The organism is Prevotella sp. FD3004 (genome assembly GCF_000746155.1).
In the GTDB taxonomy this organism is placed as follows: Bacteria; Bacteroidota; Bacteroidia; order Bacteroidales; family Bacteroidaceae; genus Prevotella.
Genome location: NZ_JQKR01000014.1, coordinates 71360 through 87384, shown reverse-complemented (window position 1 = coordinate 87384; position 16025 = coordinate 71360). Strand labels below are relative to the sequence as shown.

Here is a 16025-nt window from a genome sequence, read left to right as displayed (position 1 = left end):
AATTCACGGTGCAAATATACGAAAATAAGGTGGAATCAGCAAATATTTGTGTATTTTTGCAGCAAATTTTAAAGATGATATGACTATTCTTTATTTAGCACGACACGGAGAAACGGTAGATAATGCCAACCAGATAATGCAGGGACAGACCCAGGGAGAACTCAATGAGAATGGCATTCTTCAGGCTCGGCAGTTGAGTATGGAATGGCAGGACCGCCCGTTGGATGTTATCATCGCCAGCGATTTGAAACGCTCTATTGATACAGCCCGTATTATTGCAACTCCCCATCATATCGAGGTGGTTACAACACATCTTCTGCGAGAACGTGACTGGGGGGGATTCACCGGACGCTTCATCCCTGACCTGAAAGGCGAAATATGGCCAGACGACATTGAGACATTAGAAAACCTTCTTTCCAGGGCTGGCGAATTTATCGCTTATGTCAAGAAGACTTTCCCTGGAAAGAAGGTGCTGGCTGTAGGCCATGGAATTATTAATAAGGCTGTACAGGCAGTATATTATAATAAACCTATGAGCGAGATTCAGCGCATGTCGAATGCTGAAGTCCGTACGCTCGAACTCTGATTGCTCTTATCTGCGACCTCCAAAGTGTCCTCCGCCAGAGCGTGAAGAGTTAGAACTGCTGTGTGAGCTGTGGGAACTATGCGAGCTGGAACTGCTGCGAGTTGAACTCCTGTGGCTGAAAGAACCTGAGTCGTGGTTCACGCTTCTCGAAGGACTGCTTCCGCGGTGTCCTCCAAAGTTCCCGCTATTAGAGCGGTTCTCTGGGCGATTCTCTATTTGGCGATTGGGACGGCTCTCGTTTTGGCGATTGTTGTGGTTCTCCATCTGACGATTGTCTGGACGACGATTATCGTAACCAACTCTGTTGCTGCGATTATCATGATGGCGACCAGTTACGCGTGTAGAACTGTTGTGTGGCGGCGTACGGAAATCTCCGCGATTCCAGCGATCATGCATTCCTACGTGCTCTCTGTGGCTAGGACGATAGTGGCTCTTGTGATGATAGTAGTAACCATGAGTGCCATGTGCGTGCCAAGCATGCCCTCCGCGATAAGTGGCATAGAAGTGAGGACGTCCGAAATAGAAGTAGTCGCGGTGCGGATAGCGCAGATAGATGCCAAAGTGCCAATAACCGGCCTCCCAGTAAAGTGGACGATAGAAATAGCTGGCAGCAATGTAGGCATTCCACTGCCAGTCGAACAGTATATAGCTCAGGTCCAGATTCCTACGCTCCCAGTATGTGCCAAACACATCTGAACGCCCTGTAACACCCATCAGGTAGTCGAGGTTTATTTCGTAAGCTGCCTCGTACTGCTCATCTGTCAAGTTCAGCTCGTAAGCCATCTTGTCAGTCAGGAACAATGCCTCGTTGCGGGCCTGCTCATAGCTCATTGCACTTGCTGCCATCGTGGTGGTCAACATCATCATCAGTGCGAAAAACATCTTCTTCATAATCGTATCATTTAGATGGTGAGACATTCATTTTATTATTCACACTGCAAAGGAACAACAAAATTGTCATCCATGCAAGGGATTTTCCCTAAACTCAAAGGGGAAAAACCCTATAAAAAACAACCCGCACTTCCCGCACTCCCCACACCCGATTTAGGTGTAGGAAGTGCGGGATAAAAAGTGAGTATTACAATTATAACATATACGTGTGTATACGCGTGAAGGTGGTGTAGTCGTAGTAAAACAAGTTGTTTTACTTTCTAAAGTGCCGTCTTTTACATAGAAAGAGATAGTCTTTTCAAAGGTAAAACAAGTTGTTTTACTTTTGTGTATGACGCCTGCTATTTGTAAAATCCTTATTTCCAGACGTTTAAAAATATACAATAAGAGCATAAAGATTAGTGATAGATGATAAGAATCTATCACTTGTATTAAACATCAGTATATCAGTCTGTTACGACGAAAAGTGATGGATTCGAAAAAAAACACCGAATCAAAAAAGGAAAACATGGGGCGGGGGTAGTTTAACTGATTCCTACTTACTCGTAAGGAAACTATGAGTTTCATTACGACTAACTCATAGTTTCCTTACGAGTAAGTAGGAGTAAGTTCGAAAAGTCTCTAAATTATTTGGTATTGTACTTACTTATTCGTACCTTTGTCCCGAATATGGGACGATTATTGCCAATCATAATATGCCTGTGTGGTGTCTCTGTAGCCTCTGGACAAGAGAGACTTTCGCTTACTGACAGTTTGCAGTATCGAGTGGGATTCCAGACTACATTATCTGCAGGCGACAATACCCCTTTGTGGCTCAATGCCAATAAATACGGACTCAGTAGCCTGAAAACAACTAATGGTTATGTGCGTGGAGCCGTGGAGCGTCCTCTTTCTGCTGACGATGGCCGCTGCTGGGGCTTGGGATATGGCGTGGATGTGGCTGTGGCAACGGGCTTTACAAGTACGTTGGTGGTGCAACAGGCTTATGTAGAAGGGCGCTGGCAGAAAGGGGTCCTTACCGTTGGTGCCAAGGAGTATCCTATGGAGTTGAAGAATCAGGAACTCAGCACAGGCTCTCAGACCTTGGGTATCAACGCTCGTCCGATACCTCAGGTTAGGATAGCCCTACCTGATTATTGGACAATTCCAATCACTGGGAACTGGTTGGCATTGAAGGGGCATGTCGCATTTGGTAAGACTACTGACGACAACTGGCAGAAGGAGTTCGTTGCTCCCCGACAGCGATATACCGATGGTACGCTCTACCACAGCAAGGCGGGTTATCTGAAGGTAGGCCCCAAGAACGTTACATTGGAGTTGGGGCTGGAGTTGGCAACTCAGTTTGGTGGCACATCCTATCTTTATGAAAACGGTGTGGAGAAAGTTTATAAGAATGATGGTGGTCTGAAAGCTTTTAAAAATGCACTATTCATGAGTGGCTCTGATGCGACCGATGGCGATTTTAAGAATGCTGAGGGTAATCATCTTGGCTCCTGGGTGGCTCGTCTGAATTTCGACCAGCCTGCATGGAATCTTGGACTCTATGCTGATCAGTTCTTTGAGGACCATTCTATGTTGACGCATTTCAATAAGAGTGGTGACAAGTATATGCGTTATGACTTTAAAGACTGGATGTCGGGTGCTGAACTCAAGTTGAAACATAATCCTTGGTTACAAAACATCGTGATTGAATATCTTTATACAAAATATCAGGCAGGACCTGTTTATCATGATGAAACCTCAAACATACATCACCAAATCAGCGGGCGTGACAACTACTACAATCATCATTTATTCACAGGTTGGCAGCATTGGGGACAAGTGATGGGAAATCCACTTTATCTCTCACCTCTATATAACTGTGATGGCAATATTGAGGTCTGTCATAATCGCTTTGTGGCATGGCATTTAGGACTTAGTGGTACTCCATTGTCAAATCTTCACTATCGTATTTTGGCTACTTGGCAGAAAAGCTATGGCTCTTACTACTATCTTCCTCCTAATCCAGAGGAGAACACGAGTCTATTGGCAGAGGTGAGTTATTGCATGAGGCAAGGCTGGAGCCTGAATGGCGCCTTCGCAATGGATTCCGGTAAGCTTCGTGGTGATAATTACGGCATTCAGCTTTCGATTGTAAAAACAATAAAATAATGAAACGTTTCTTCATATATATAATAGGTGTAGCATTGGTTTTGACGGCCTGCGACGTGGATGGTTCTGATAATGGCAACCTGGACGGCTTTTGGCAGATGACGTCAAGGGAGGATGTTTTCTGTGGTACCATGGGAAAGGTTGATATGCGTAATAGCGGTATCACGTGGTCGTTCCAGGGAAGTATCCTCGAATTGCGCGATGTGAAAAAAGTTAATCAGGATATCATTGCCAGTTTTGAGCGCAATGGCGATGTGTTGAAACTAAACAAATTCTATTTTGTCGATCGTGACAACGGAGATCGTATGATAGAGAATACAGATACGACTGTGTCTGCCTATCTTATGCCTTATGGCATCAATAATGCTAATGGACAGTTGTTCCAGATTGAGGAACTGACGTCTAGCAGAATGGTGCTCGTCAGTAGGGATCCGTATTCAGGTAGGATGGAATTCCGCAAATACTAGATCTTTCTGCCAAATATGATTTTCAGAAACGTCAATCCCAATATTTTAGCGTCAAGCCACCATGAGCGATGTTCCAGATAGTCTAAATCCATCTCCAGACGCTTCAGCATCTTCTCCATCGTATCTGTATAGCCGTTATAAAGCGTTGCCATCGATGTGATGCCTGGTCGGATTTGGTACAGATACGTGTATCGTGGATCGTGCTGCATAATCTTGTCTATGTAGAATTTGCGTTCTGGTCGCGGACCGATAAAAGCCATATCACCCACGAATATGTTCCAAAGTTGAGGCAGTTCATCAAGATGGTGGTTACGTAGGAACTTTCCCGCCTTAGTCAGGCGTTTGTCTTTTCTTTGCTTGCTTAACTGCGGACCTTCAGATTCCGCATCGACAGTCATACTGCGGAATTTGTAGATATAAAAAGGTCTGCCAAAGCGTCCAATGCGTTCCTGCTTGAAAATCACGGGCCCGTCTTTGCCACGTTTTACTGCAATATAGCATGCAAGGAATAGGGGAGAGAAGATGATAAGACATAATGTTGCCAAGAAGAAGTCAAGCCAACGCTTCACCTCTTTCTCAAACGCGTTCATACCATCATATATATACGGGTAATTATGCTCCATTCAGTAATCTTTAGTTCTACATTAATTTATAATATAACGTCTTCTTCTCTGTTTTATTATCTCCTGAGGAAAAATAAATAACCAAATTTTCGCCAGCCATTGGGTATGAGTCTGAGCAATGTTCTCACGATACAGTTTACTATCAGTCGGCTCAGTGTAATGTGTCCCATATGGTACATCTTCCGTTGAAAATTCAACTCCTGTCTGATATACATTCTTCCGCCTCTTCGATCAAACAATTGTGTGGTTAGTCTGAATAATAGTAGCGATTCCTGTAGATTATGGAATTTTGCTCCATGTTGCATCATCCTGACCCATAAGTCATAATCTTCAAATAGTGGACAGTGACGATAGCTTCCAGCCTCCAGTACCGCCTTTTTCCTGAACATCACTGTAGGATGGTTCATTGGGTTGCGGTAACGACTGAATCTGAGCAGTTCGCTGTGCGTCTCAGGCAATCTTCTGGTTGAGATGATTTTCGATGAATCATCCGAAAACTCATCTACCCACGATCCTATGACATCAGTCTCAGGGTGCAACTCCATCCAGGCTGCTTGCTTGCTGAAGCGCTCTGGGCGCGACAGGTCGTCAGAATCCATTCTCGCCACGATGTCATAGCTACAGTGCTTCAGTCCTTCTGACAATGCCAGTCCCAGTCCGACGTTGTGTTCCAGTTTCACTACCTTCAGTTCTGGATACATGATGGTGTAGTCCATTACAACCTGCTCCAAAGCCTGTGTTATGGGTCCGTCTTCCACCAGCACTATCTCATTGGGAGGCATCTCCTGGTTGAAGATACTGTCAAGGCTCTGTCTCAGGTTCGAGGGTAGCTCCTTGTCGTAAACGGCTATCAATACAGAGAATTTCACGATCAGTCTCTTTATAATTTAATCCAATCTTTTACTGCTGGCGACACCACGTTTTTTCTGTTCATCCACTCATGAGGCGCCACTACAGTCTCGTCCTCTCTCTGACATAGCCAGGCGCCCCACCATGAGAAAGTGGAGTTGGCTATGATGTGATTCTTGCATAGACTCATCAAGTGCATGTCGTTGATGCTTCTGATACCTTGGTTCCAGTCTACGTAGCAGGTTCTCTCTTCTGGCAAAACGGCTTTCAGGCATTCCCTGGCTAATGGCATATCATCAGAGAATACCAGCCATTGCTCAGGAGCTTTGTTCTCTTTCATCCATTTAATGGCTCTAAGGGGGAAATCCAGTGAGGTCGTACCTTGTCGCAGAGGATCTGTCAGGTAGTCTCCTCGCCTGATGTGTATGGCACAACTGTTTGTCTCTAATGCCATTTTGCCCACAAGTTGATTCTTATCGTTTTCAAAATCAGGAAAGTGATACAGTCTCACAATATCGCCGCTGATTCTGTCGAAGTATTCCTCGTGCTGCCAGTAACCATCGTAGTAGGTGTCCCCGGGACGAGTTAACGCTTCTGGTTCCAGACTGAAATCGGGCTTCTCTTTCAGCATGGTTTTTCTGCATGGTAGCACTCTGCTCAGAATGCGCCACGACTGATAGTTGGGGTAGGGGTAGGCCACCTTCGCAATCTCTCCAAGTGTTGCTTCTTCGTAGGCCACATGAAACACCTTGGGCAGTTCGAAGCCCCGATGCTTCTTATAGCCAATGAAGCCGTGCAGGTCTACCAGCATCTCCTCTTCGGGATGCTGCCTGCGCAATGCCTCGTAGAGCGCAAACTGGAACATCTGGTTGCCCAGCCCTCCTGAAATCCTCACAATCTTCATATCTTGCAAAATATTTTTTTTGTTCTCATAATCAGACATCCGTAAAGGATTGTCATATATCTCACGCAGGGCTCGCTGCTGTGGGTCTTATTAATCGTGGCCTGATCGTGCTTAAAGGCTTCCAGCGCGTTCATCTCTAAACTCAGTTGCCCTTGATGACCGTGATACGATCGTATGGAAATATTTCCCAGAAACAGGGTCGTAGCGCCTTTCAGCATTCTGTAATACCACTCTGCATCCACTAACCACGATAGCTGGCTGTTGAAAGGCTGTTTCCGCTCTTGTCTGAAAGCCATGCAGGCCGTGGGCCCGATAGCATTGCAAAGCAACAATAACGATGGGTTTCTTAGAGCCAGCTTTTTCAGCCATCGAGGTCTTCCTTTTGATGTTTTTCCGTCTTTCTCTATTTCTATATTCGATACCACCACCTGAACTCCCGTTTCAAATGCTTGGGCGATACACTGAAGTTGTGTAGACACTGTAAAAGCCTCGTCATGATGCATCAATATCATATAATCGCCTTTGGCAGCTTGCATCCCGAAGTTCCAGTTCTCAGCTGCTGTTACGCCTTTGTTGTGCTTCAAGTAACTGATGCGTTCATCTCGCAAGCTCTCTACATAGTCCTTTACGTCATTGCTTATAGAGTCATCACTGATAATGACCTCCCAATCCACAAGATTCTGCGTTATCACGGATTGCAGTGCTCTTTCTAGAAGCTCTGTATGCTCGTAGGTGGGTATGATAATGCTAAATTTGGGCATGGTGATTTGATTTGATTGTGAATAGATAGCCTCCTATACACACCATCTTAATGGTATATGCTACCAATATGGCCAGCGCAATTCCTGCCGCACCTTGTCCTCTTTGTAGGAAAAGGCATGTCAATAATATGGTGGTGGCGCCCCAGAGTATATTGAAGGTAAGGCTTAACCACATCTTGTCTTTGCTGTAAAGCGTCATCTCCAGAATTTGTGAAATGGCAGTCGGAATGGTGGATATGGCGAGATAAGCCAGAGGTGTCGGATTGTCAAATGTCTTACCATAGAAAGGCATGACGACAGGTGCTGACACCCACGCCAGCAAGGCGAGAGTTGTGGATATGCCTCCAATCAGTAAGAGGTTTCCCAACAGAGCCTTTTTGAATTGTCGTGAGTCTGTGATGCTCGACAGGATAGGCAGGACAATCTGACACACAGCCCCAGGAACAAATAGCAGGATGACTTTCCACTGGTCGGCAGCCTCGAAGATACCAAGTTCTCCATAACCTCCTGTGTTGATAAGCATTGACCGTATAAGCCAGAATACAGGAGTCACCATCAATGCCGATAGTGTAGCGGGCAGACTGTATTTGTATATTAATTGCCAGTCATTTTTCCTTATACTTGCCCCTTTTACATGGATGCCAGCCTCCTTAAAACAAGTGATTGCAGACCGTTTATTCGTTAGGTATAGTACAAACACGCCTAAGCCAAATCCTAATATGGCACCGTTCAGTTGGAAATAGTATGCTCCGACAATCATGCCGACAGCTTCCGCTATACTTGCAATAAGGGTATTGACGGCTATTGATCTGAAATCCTCAAATCCTGCTAATGTACCGCTCTCAGAACTGTTCAGAATAGACATTATGAGCACGGTAGTACCTATTATCAGAGTGAAGGTCAACTTTTCCGAGTTCAGTATGTTCTCTGCCAGTAGGCTAGACAATACTATGAGCAGCAACGTAGTGACAATTCCTAACGTAGTGGCAAATATATTCGACAGGCGGTAGATGGCAGCGGCGTGCTCTTTGTCGTTTTCCCTGTAGGCCGCAATAAACCTCGTGGCAGTTACTCCTATTCCTCCAGAACCAAGAATGATGAACATGCCAAGTGTCGACCTTACGATCCCAAGTTCTCCGAATCCCTCTTTTCCCAGTATACGGGCACAGATGACGCCTGTCAGCAAAACGAAGAACTTCCCGAGAGCCGTTCCTGTAAAAGACCAGAGAGCTCCTCTTGTCATTCTTAAGGCAATGTCTGAGGCTTTTAATTTGTTAATGAGAGATTCTTTCATGGTTATTCTTGAGGATAAAGGTTATATGTGTGGACTGGCTTCTCGAAGTCGTAGAATTTATATTCATCTACATGTAACCACTCGGGACGGAAGGTGTTTACGCCTATCATCTTGCTTACAAAGACGATAATTACTATTAATCTTAACAGATTCTGGGCACCTTCTGTTCTACATGGATATTGTTTTCTCAGTACTGTGGGGTCAATGTATCTCAAGAGCAGGAGCATCAGAAATGGCCACAAATACTCGTTCACACGGGCAATGGGATAAAATACGAGAGAAATGATACTCACACACAGCATCGTTATCCCTATCCATAAATAAGTATTTTCAATCTGTTCGTATCGCTTTTTTCTGTGAATGTAGACGCATGTGCCCAGTATGAACAGCAGAATGACCAAGTCTGCGAGTCCTACTATGGATATTGACTCCCTCTGTATGGCTGCCTTGTAATATGGATGATCGTGCATGCCCAGAAGAGCAAGTATCTCGAAAACGGTAAATGCGAATATCACTGACGCGCCAACGACAATCATGATTGTGCGTCGTGATGGGTGTATCTTGCGGATATAGGGCAGGGGAAACAGAAATATTGCTGAGATATGGAACAGACAGGCACAGGCTATCAGCAGATGATATTTCCTGATGCTCTTGTCCATCTGTTCGAAAGCTGCATAGAATAGCAAGATAGCTAATGCCTGACGGATGATACAGTAGTGCATGAACATCAGGTTGGCAATGAGAAAGTAGAAGCACATCTTGGCAATATGTCTGGAATGACGGTTGAAAAACCAGAGTTCACCTATAGTGATAACAAGACTTGACAGGATAATGATGGTGTAGGGGTTCTTCGACACGTATTTTATCAATATGTGGCATAGTACTTGGAATCCATATTCAAACTTATCTGTCACGTGATATGCGAAAACCGTTTCGTTCAGGTATCTTGCAACATGAGCTCGTTGATAATAGAATCCATAGTAGTGCGATGTGTCATTGAGTACCGTAATATCTCTAAATCCGAAGAATCCGAAGAGTAGGATGAAGCAAACGATGAGCTGGAAAAGCTGTGCCTTACCTGGATTGCTGAATGTCTTGGAGATATAGTGTACACCAAGAAATAGTGCGAAAAAGATAAAGATTATCGCCATTCCTTCTCTTTTGGTCTGTTATGCTTCTTCGAGTATACTTCGAATATTTCTTTTGAGGAAAAGAACTAAAATCGGTAGTATCAGTCCTATGAGTATGGCAACTATGATTGTTGTACTTTTCTTGGGGAACGCTGGCTTCCAGTCGCCGATAGGAGGTGAAATAAGTCTCATGTTGCGAGCGTTGAATACGTGGGTGATATTATTTTCCTCACGTTTCTCGAGCAGATAGATGTATAATGCCTCAATAATCTTCTGCTTGCGCTCTGCAGGCAGTATCTTCGTTATTTTTTCAGGTGCCATTGATATCTCGCCCTTCAGTTTGAGCTCTTGGTTGGTAGCACCCGCATGTTGGGCCTTTAGCTGATTAACAGCCTGATCGAGGGAGTTAATAATGGCCCCCCGCATGCCTTTCAGCTGCAAATCGAGGTCTTTTACCAACGGGTTGTTCTCGTTACTGTTTTCCACCATAGAGTTGCGTTTGGTTTGCAGCTTGTTATATTCTGCAATCTCCAGTGCCACATTCTGGTTGTCTGGTAATAGGTTAGCTGGCAATACGATGTTCTTTCCATCGATGTTTTTCACCTCATTACGCATCTGCTGCAGCATGTATAGGTAGTTGCTTGCTTTCACCTGCTGTTCATAGGCTATCGAGGCATTCTTCATATACATCTTTGCAACCTCCTCATAGTCGGGCAACAAGTTGCGACCCTTAAACTGCGCTATGTCTGAGTCAAGTCCGCTGAGTTCTGCCTCAATGCCCTTTATGCGTTCATTGATAAACAATGTCGAGGCATCAGCCACGTCTTTTTTGTCCTTTAGCCATTCTTCCTGATAGATTTCAATGAGCGTATTAATGATGAGTTCTGCGCGAGCCTCTATCTGGTTGCGACAGGATATACTGATAAGCGATGTCTGGTCGTCTGCAAGGTCTACGCTCAGTTGTTTCTGTATACGGTCGATGATGTCGTAGCGACGCTCTTTAGTGATGCGGATGGTCATCTCATCGTCCTCAGTGAAGCTCTTGTCGAAGTCTTTTGTCTTGATGACTGACACCTTGCCAAGTGGCGTCTGGCATACCTCGCCAACCTTGCCGATGGCTTCGCCAGATAGCTTCTTGCCGTTCTTGCGCAGCTTGTAGAGCGTGTAGGTGCCGTCTTTCCTCAAATCCATCTTCATGTAGGCGGCTTCGTCTTTGCCTATCTGAGGAAGGCTGACCTTTATAGGCAGCGTCTCTTGCCACAAATCACGCTTCATTAGTCCGTCGTAGGCCTGATAGCGCACCTCAAGCCCTATTCTGTCTATCACCTTGCTCAGCATGCCTGGCGACTTGATGATTTCCATCTCGTTGAGTACATTCGATGATATGTTGAGGCCTGCCATACCAGCCAGCATACCCATGTTTCCCATCATCGACGAAAGCAGTCCGCCTCCACTTGTCTCGTCTTTAATCAGTATGGTGGCCTGCCTTTCATATTTTGGAGGCACAACGAGCAGAAACATAATGGCCAGCACCAACATCGTTCCCGTCGACGCCGCAAACCAACGCCATTTACTGATGCATATCTTAATAAAGTCTTTTCCCATTTTTCTTCTTACTTGAAAATTGCTACTCCTAATGCTGTCAATACAGATGCCAGCGTGAGCCAGAAACTCAGCGTACGGCTCTCGTTGCCTGGCGTCTTCGACTGGCGAGCTTTCGTATCGTTGGCCTTCACGTAGATGACGTCGTTCTGCTGTATATAGTAAGCATCAGAACTGAAGATATCCTTGCCAGAGTTCAGGGATAGGTTGTATATTCTCTTTTCCTTGCCTATCTGACGTATCACCATCACTGAGTCGCGCTTACCGTATACATTGATGTCACCCGCCTTTCCTAATGCCTCAAACAGCGTTATGACATCTTTTTCTATCTGATAGTTGCCTGGCTCGTTCACTTCCCCCATCACGGTATAGGTCATGTTTGTTGTCTCTACCGTTACGTTGGCATCCTTTAGCAGTTCCGAATCGCGAAGTTTGTTCTGAATGGTCTCCTGTGCCTCAAAGCGTGTTTTCCCTGAAATGCTTATCTTGCCTGCTGAGGGCATGTCGATGCAGCCGTCAGGCCCTATGGTGTAGCCCATCATATAAAGACTTTGGTCGGCAAGACCGGCCTTCAGGTTGGTAATGATGCCCTTGTTGAAAAGGTTGCCCATCTCTGGATCCTTACTTCTCACAAGCACCGTTATCTGGTCGTTAGGTTGCAAGCGTATCGTACCATCTGTCGAGGTGGTTATCTTCTGCCCGTTCTGCAGGTCTTGCAGATAGTTGTAGTTTCTGGGCGTGGCGCACGATGCTATCAGCATTGCTCCTCCCGCCACCAGTATCATGTTTCTGAACTTCATTTTCTCGTTTTTTTATTTATTTAAACGCTCTTGCGCGCGTAGTTATTATAGATAACGACTGCAAAATTACTAAAAATCTGTGAAAAAACTTGCTTATTCACAAAATAATCGTATCTTTGCACGCTGAAATCGCTAGTGAGCGCTTTTTCGCTACTACTTTTCAAGACTTGGGGTTGACTGGATTTGACAGCGGGTTGAGATGGTACGTAAGCACGCGGAGGCTTCTTGGTTCCCTCCATAATCTGAGTCAGGGAAAAATTAATTGGCGAAACACGTTACGCTCTCGCTGCCTAATCGAAGTACAGTAGATTACTGGCTTTATTCTCTTACAAGGTGAGAGAACGAGACGTCGCTCCGAGGATGTTGTTCCGAATCCAAAGATTCAGCGGCGCAGGTTAAATCGGAAATAGTCTGTTTGGGCTCCGACATTCAGATGAAATTTTTGGAGCTAAGGTCGCAGTTGGTGGTCCAGGTCTTGCTGCTACTCGAAAACCGAAGGCTGGAATAAGCGTGTAGAAAGCGTATGGTTTCCCTGTTTGGACGAGGGTTCGACTCCCTCCAGCTCCACAAGAATATCGTAAAGAGAGCCTCGTGAAGGCTCTCTTTTTTTGTGTTATTAGAAAGAAATATGGCTTTTTTCTTGGATTTAGTTAGCCGCTATTCGTAGTGGCGTATCCTCACGCCAATGCCGTCGGCCTGTAGCTCTGGGGGTAGGGATGTTACGTCTGTCTGACCGTAATGGTAGGGAAATACCGTCTTGGCTTTTACCATTCTGGCAGCCTTTGCCAACTGTTCTGGTGTCATCGTGTAGGGCTGGTTACAGGGCAGGAATGCGATGTCGATGTCTTTCAGTTCCGCCATCTCTGGGATGTCTTCCGTGTCGCCTGCGATGTAGATCCGCAGACCGTCGATGGTCAGGATATAGCCGTTGTCGCGTCCTTTGGGGTGGAACTGAAGGTGCCCCTCTGTGTAGTTATAGGCAGGCACCGCCTCTACTTTCAGGTCGTCGGCCAGCGTCAGCGCGTCGCCGTTAGCCATCACCTCGCCATAGCCTATCATGTCGGCACAGCGCTTGTTGGTTATCAGTTTCGTGTTCTCTGTGGTGAGCAGGGCGATGGCCTCTTTATCGAAGTGGTCGCCATGCTCGTGAGTCACGAAAATGTAGTCGGCCTTTGGCATGGCCTGATAGTCGGTGGTGCGGTTGCCCAGCTTCGTCACCGGGTCTATCTCTATCTCCTTGCCGTCGTAAGTCATGCGGATACTTGCGTGGAGCAGGGCATATATCTTTACCTCTTTACCGCTTTTGGTATTAAAAACATCCATCTCGTACTTACTGGCTGCAACAGTCTCACGACCAGCCTCTTTCCATGCAATGATGCCTCCCAGCAGGTTGACACATTTGTAACCCTCGGCAGCCAGTCGGCCTGCTGCATTAGCCGAGCGTCGTCCGCTGCGGCAATATACGGCGATGGTCTTGTCCTTAGCCAGTGCCTGTTTGGCCTTCTCCATGAAATCGCCCTCAGCCTGGTCGATGTTCAGAGCCCCGGGAATGTGCCCCTCGTTAAATTCTTTTTCCGTTCTCACGTCGAGCAGTATTACGTCGCTGCTGCCTGTCAGCTTGGCGAATGCCTCTACGTCGGCATTTTCGAAAGTCTGTTGCCCACAGGCTGTCGTCAGCCCCATCGAGGCAAGTAATAGTGTGAAAATCTTCTTCATCATATTCAAAGCAATTCGTTTATCTTTCGTGTGGACTTAACTGTTTGCAAAGGTAAAAAAAATAATTGAATTGTGCAATAGTTCTCGTGTATATTTTATAAAAAACACATTGGGGCACCATGATTACAGACACCATGCTGGTATAACTGTTTCTGTTTCTGCTCGGAGGAAAGTGTGGGTTTGTGGCTTATAAACCTGTAGTTTGTTACGGGGAAAGTCTTTTATTACCAAGAAACGTTACTTTTTTATGGGTATTATGAAAATTTTCATTCCAAAATATTGTATAATTCAAAATTGTTTGTTACCTTTGCAAACGTAATAAGTAAAATGTAAAAAGCAAAAAAACTAAACAGACAAATGAGTATCAAAATGAAAAAAAACTTGTGTGTGCTGATTGTGCTGACGCTGCTGGTGTCAGCGTGTGAGAAGATGGTAGTTAACGATGAGGATGGCACGAATGATGCTAACGTGATGCTGCGCATCGTCAGCTATGAGCAGGCGTCGTTCCCTGCAAAAACGAAGGGGTCGATTGAGGATGTGTGTTCAAGGCTGTGTTTCCATATATATAACGATGTGGGCGAACGGGTGGCGTATGTGAATCAGAAAGTCGACGGCGATGGTTTTGGAAATGCCTATTTCACGCTAGAGAGGGGACATTATTATCTTATTGTAGTGGGGCATAGCGCCTCGAATAACCCTTCCTTCAGTAAAAACGAAAGGGTATCAATCTCAGGAAGTGATTTAGGCGACACCTTCTGGTGCGCTAGGGACTTGGAGATTGGTGACGAGGCTGTTGTGGAGGACCTGACGCTGAACAGGATTGTGTCGCGCATAAATATTATCCCAGTCGATAAGGCACCTGCGGAGATGAACCAGATGATATTCAGCTATAAAGGTAGCAAAGGAACGTTTGACGGACTGACGGGGTATGGAAGCACAAATACCAATCAGACCGTTGTGCAGGATGTGAATAGTGCTGACAAGCAATTTGGATTCTATATGATTCCAAGTGCGGAGAAAGATTCGATAGATCTTGCTATAAGGACTTATTCTGTAAATGAAAAGGGATCAGCTACCCCATTGACCGAGAAGAAAATCTCACGCCTCCCTGTCCAGCGTAACAGCGTGACGGTTTGTAAGGGTAATCTTTTCGACAATGAGAGCTCTGAGATGTTGGTTGAAATAATCGTCAGGATTGATGACGAGTGGGGGCCGGATATCGATTTTCCTTTCTGAAAATGACTCTGAAATAGAAAAAAGAACGAAATCTTTTGCGTTTTTACTCTTTTATTCGTACTTTTGCCACCGATATGGACAAAAAGAAACAGAATGAAACGCTGCGCAAGAACGTGGCACTGCTGTCGAAATACAGTGAGAATGAGGCTGGCATGATGCCTGCCACAGTGGCTCCGCTGCCCTCGGTAGAGCAGGTGAAGCTGATTGTAAAGCTGGTGAAAAGCATCATCTTCCCTGACTATTTTAACAAGCGACAGCCCGACGAGACCATACGTTCGTATTACATAGGTGTTCACATGGAGGAGCTTTTGACTCAGCTCACCAAGCAGATTGCCCACGGACTGCAGTTCTGTGAGGATTGTGAGCAGATGTACACCAAGGAACAGGTATATAACGAGGCTGAGCGATTGGCGCTGGAGTTTATCGACACGCTGCCAGAGATTAAGCGACTGTTGTATACCGATGTGCAGGCGATGTTTGACAACGACCCGGCTGTTTCGAACTATGGTGAAGTGATATTCTGCTATCCTGTCATGAATGCGATGACGCACTATCGTGTGGCCCACAGACTGCATGAGCTGAAGGTGCCCGTGATTCCAAGAATCATCACAGAGTTAGCTCATTCGAAAACGGGTATCGACATTCATCCTGGCGCGAAGATAGGCGAATATTTCTCGATAGACCATGGTACGGGTGTCGTGATAGGCGAGACGGCCATCATTGGCAACCACGTGAGTCTGTATCAGGGCGTGACGCTTGGTGCCAAGAGTTTCAAGTATGATGAGAACGGCAATATGCTGAATGTGCCGCGCCACCCGATTCTGGAGGATCATGTGACGGTTTACTCAAACGCCTCTATCCTTGGCCGCATCACCATCGGACACCACTCGGTGATTGGTGGTAACATCTGGCTGACGCATAGTGTACCGCCAAACTCGCGCATACTGCAGAGCAAGGCTGTTGACGCTGGATTCCAAGACGGTGCAGGAATATAATATGTGTAAGAATAAAGAAG

At 45.7% G+C, this 16025-nt stretch carries 15 protein-coding genes and 1 other RNA gene; 6 read left to right on the top strand and 10 right to left on the bottom strand.

Annotated features, from left to right (window positions below; all coding sequences use genetic code 11):
- Window positions 1-79 precede the first annotated feature (79 nt).
- Window positions 80-586 (top strand): histidine phosphatase family protein, encoded by a 507-nt coding sequence (locus T325_RS05985; RefSeq protein ID WP_036911376.1) that lies wholly within the window; start codon window positions 80-82, stop codon window positions 584-586.
- A gap of 6 nt (window positions 587-592) precedes the next feature.
- Here the strand turns inward: T325_RS05985 and T325_RS05980 are convergent, their stop codons facing one another.
- Window positions 593-1477, bottom strand: a complete 885-nt coding sequence (locus T325_RS05980; RefSeq protein ID WP_036911550.1) for a hypothetical protein — start codon at window positions 1475-1477, stop codon at window positions 593-595.
- A gap of 669 nt (window positions 1478-2146) precedes the next feature.
- Here T325_RS05980 and T325_RS05975 point away from each other — a divergent pair.
- Window positions 2147-3628: a capsule assembly Wzi family protein gene (locus T325_RS05975; protein WP_036911374.1), complete on the top strand. Its 1482-nt coding sequence runs from the start codon at window positions 2147-2149 to the stop codon at window positions 3626-3628.
- A complete protein-coding gene (locus T325_RS05970; RefSeq protein ID WP_036911372.1) occupies window positions 3628-4095 on the top strand; it encodes a lipocalin-like domain-containing protein in 468 nt (155 codons plus the stop codon). The genes T325_RS05975 and T325_RS05970 overlap by 1 nt, the downstream gene beginning before the upstream one ends.
- Here the strand turns inward: T325_RS05970 and T325_RS05965 are convergent.
- From T325_RS05965 to T325_RS05930, 8 genes are read right to left on the bottom strand one after another with little or no spacing between them, the layout of a single operon-like run.
- A complete protein-coding gene (locus tag T325_RS05965; protein WP_036911370.1) occupies window positions 4092-4718 on the bottom strand; it encodes a sugar transferase in 627 nt (208 codons plus the stop codon). The genes T325_RS05970 and T325_RS05965 overlap by 4 nt on opposite strands.
- Window positions 4719-4774: 56 nt before the next feature.
- Window positions 4775-5587: a glycosyltransferase family 2 protein gene (locus T325_RS05960; RefSeq protein ID WP_036911368.1), complete on the bottom strand. Its 813-nt coding sequence runs from the start codon at window positions 5585-5587 to the stop codon at window positions 4775-4777.
- 11 nt (window positions 5588-5598) lie between these two features.
- Entirely contained in the window at window positions 5599-6471 is an 873-nt protein-coding gene (locus T325_RS05955) for an alpha-1,2-fucosyltransferase (protein ID WP_036911365.1), read from the bottom strand.
- Window positions 6468-7232 (bottom strand): glycosyltransferase family 2 protein, encoded by a 765-nt coding sequence (locus T325_RS12355; protein ID WP_051949740.1) that lies wholly within the window; start codon window positions 7230-7232, stop codon window positions 6468-6470. The genes T325_RS05955 and T325_RS12355 overlap by 4 nt, the downstream gene beginning before the upstream one ends.
- Window positions 7219-8475: an oligosaccharide flippase family protein gene (locus T325_RS05945; protein WP_231622198.1), complete on the bottom strand. Its 1257-nt coding sequence runs from the start codon at window positions 8473-8475 to the stop codon at window positions 7219-7221. Before T325_RS05945 ends, T325_RS12355 begins: the two co-directional genes overlap by 14 nt.
- Before the next feature lie 53 nt (window positions 8476-8528).
- On the bottom strand, window positions 8529-9677 hold the full coding sequence (locus tag T325_RS05940) for an EpsG family protein (protein WP_036911363.1): 1149 nt from the start codon (window positions 9675-9677) through the stop codon (window positions 8529-8531).
- Window positions 9678-9695: 18 nt separating this feature from the next.
- Window positions 9696-11261, bottom strand: a complete 1566-nt coding sequence (locus tag T325_RS05935) for a GumC family protein (protein WP_081911072.1) — start codon at window positions 11259-11261, stop codon at window positions 9696-9698.
- 8 nt (window positions 11262-11269) lie between these two features.
- Window positions 11270-12058, bottom strand: a complete 789-nt coding sequence (locus T325_RS05930; protein WP_036911360.1) for a polysaccharide biosynthesis/export family protein — start codon at window positions 12056-12058, stop codon at window positions 11270-11272.
- 169 nt (window positions 12059-12227) lie between these two features.
- On the opposite strand from T325_RS05930, the gene ssrA reads away from it, so the two are divergent.
- Window positions 12228-12628: a transfer-messenger RNA gene (ssrA, locus tag T325_RS12575) on the top strand.
- An 87-nt stretch (window positions 12629-12715) separates the two neighbouring features.
- Here the strand turns inward: ssrA and T325_RS13015 are convergent.
- Window positions 12716-13777: a rhodanese-like domain-containing protein gene (locus T325_RS13015; RefSeq protein WP_091767993.1), complete on the bottom strand. Its 1062-nt coding sequence runs from the start codon at window positions 13775-13777 to the stop codon at window positions 12716-12718.
- A 366-nt stretch (window positions 13778-14143) separates the two neighbouring features.
- Between T325_RS13015 and T325_RS05915 the strand changes: the two genes are divergently transcribed.
- Window positions 14144-15010, top strand: a complete 867-nt coding sequence (locus T325_RS05915; RefSeq protein WP_143058352.1) for a hypothetical protein — start codon at window positions 14144-14146, stop codon at window positions 15008-15010.
- Window positions 15011-15084: 74 nt separating this feature from the next.
- A complete protein-coding gene (locus T325_RS05910) occupies window positions 15085-16005 on the top strand; it encodes a serine O-acetyltransferase (RefSeq protein ID WP_036911355.1) in 921 nt (306 codons plus the stop codon).
- Window positions 16006-16025: the final 20 nt, after the last annotated feature.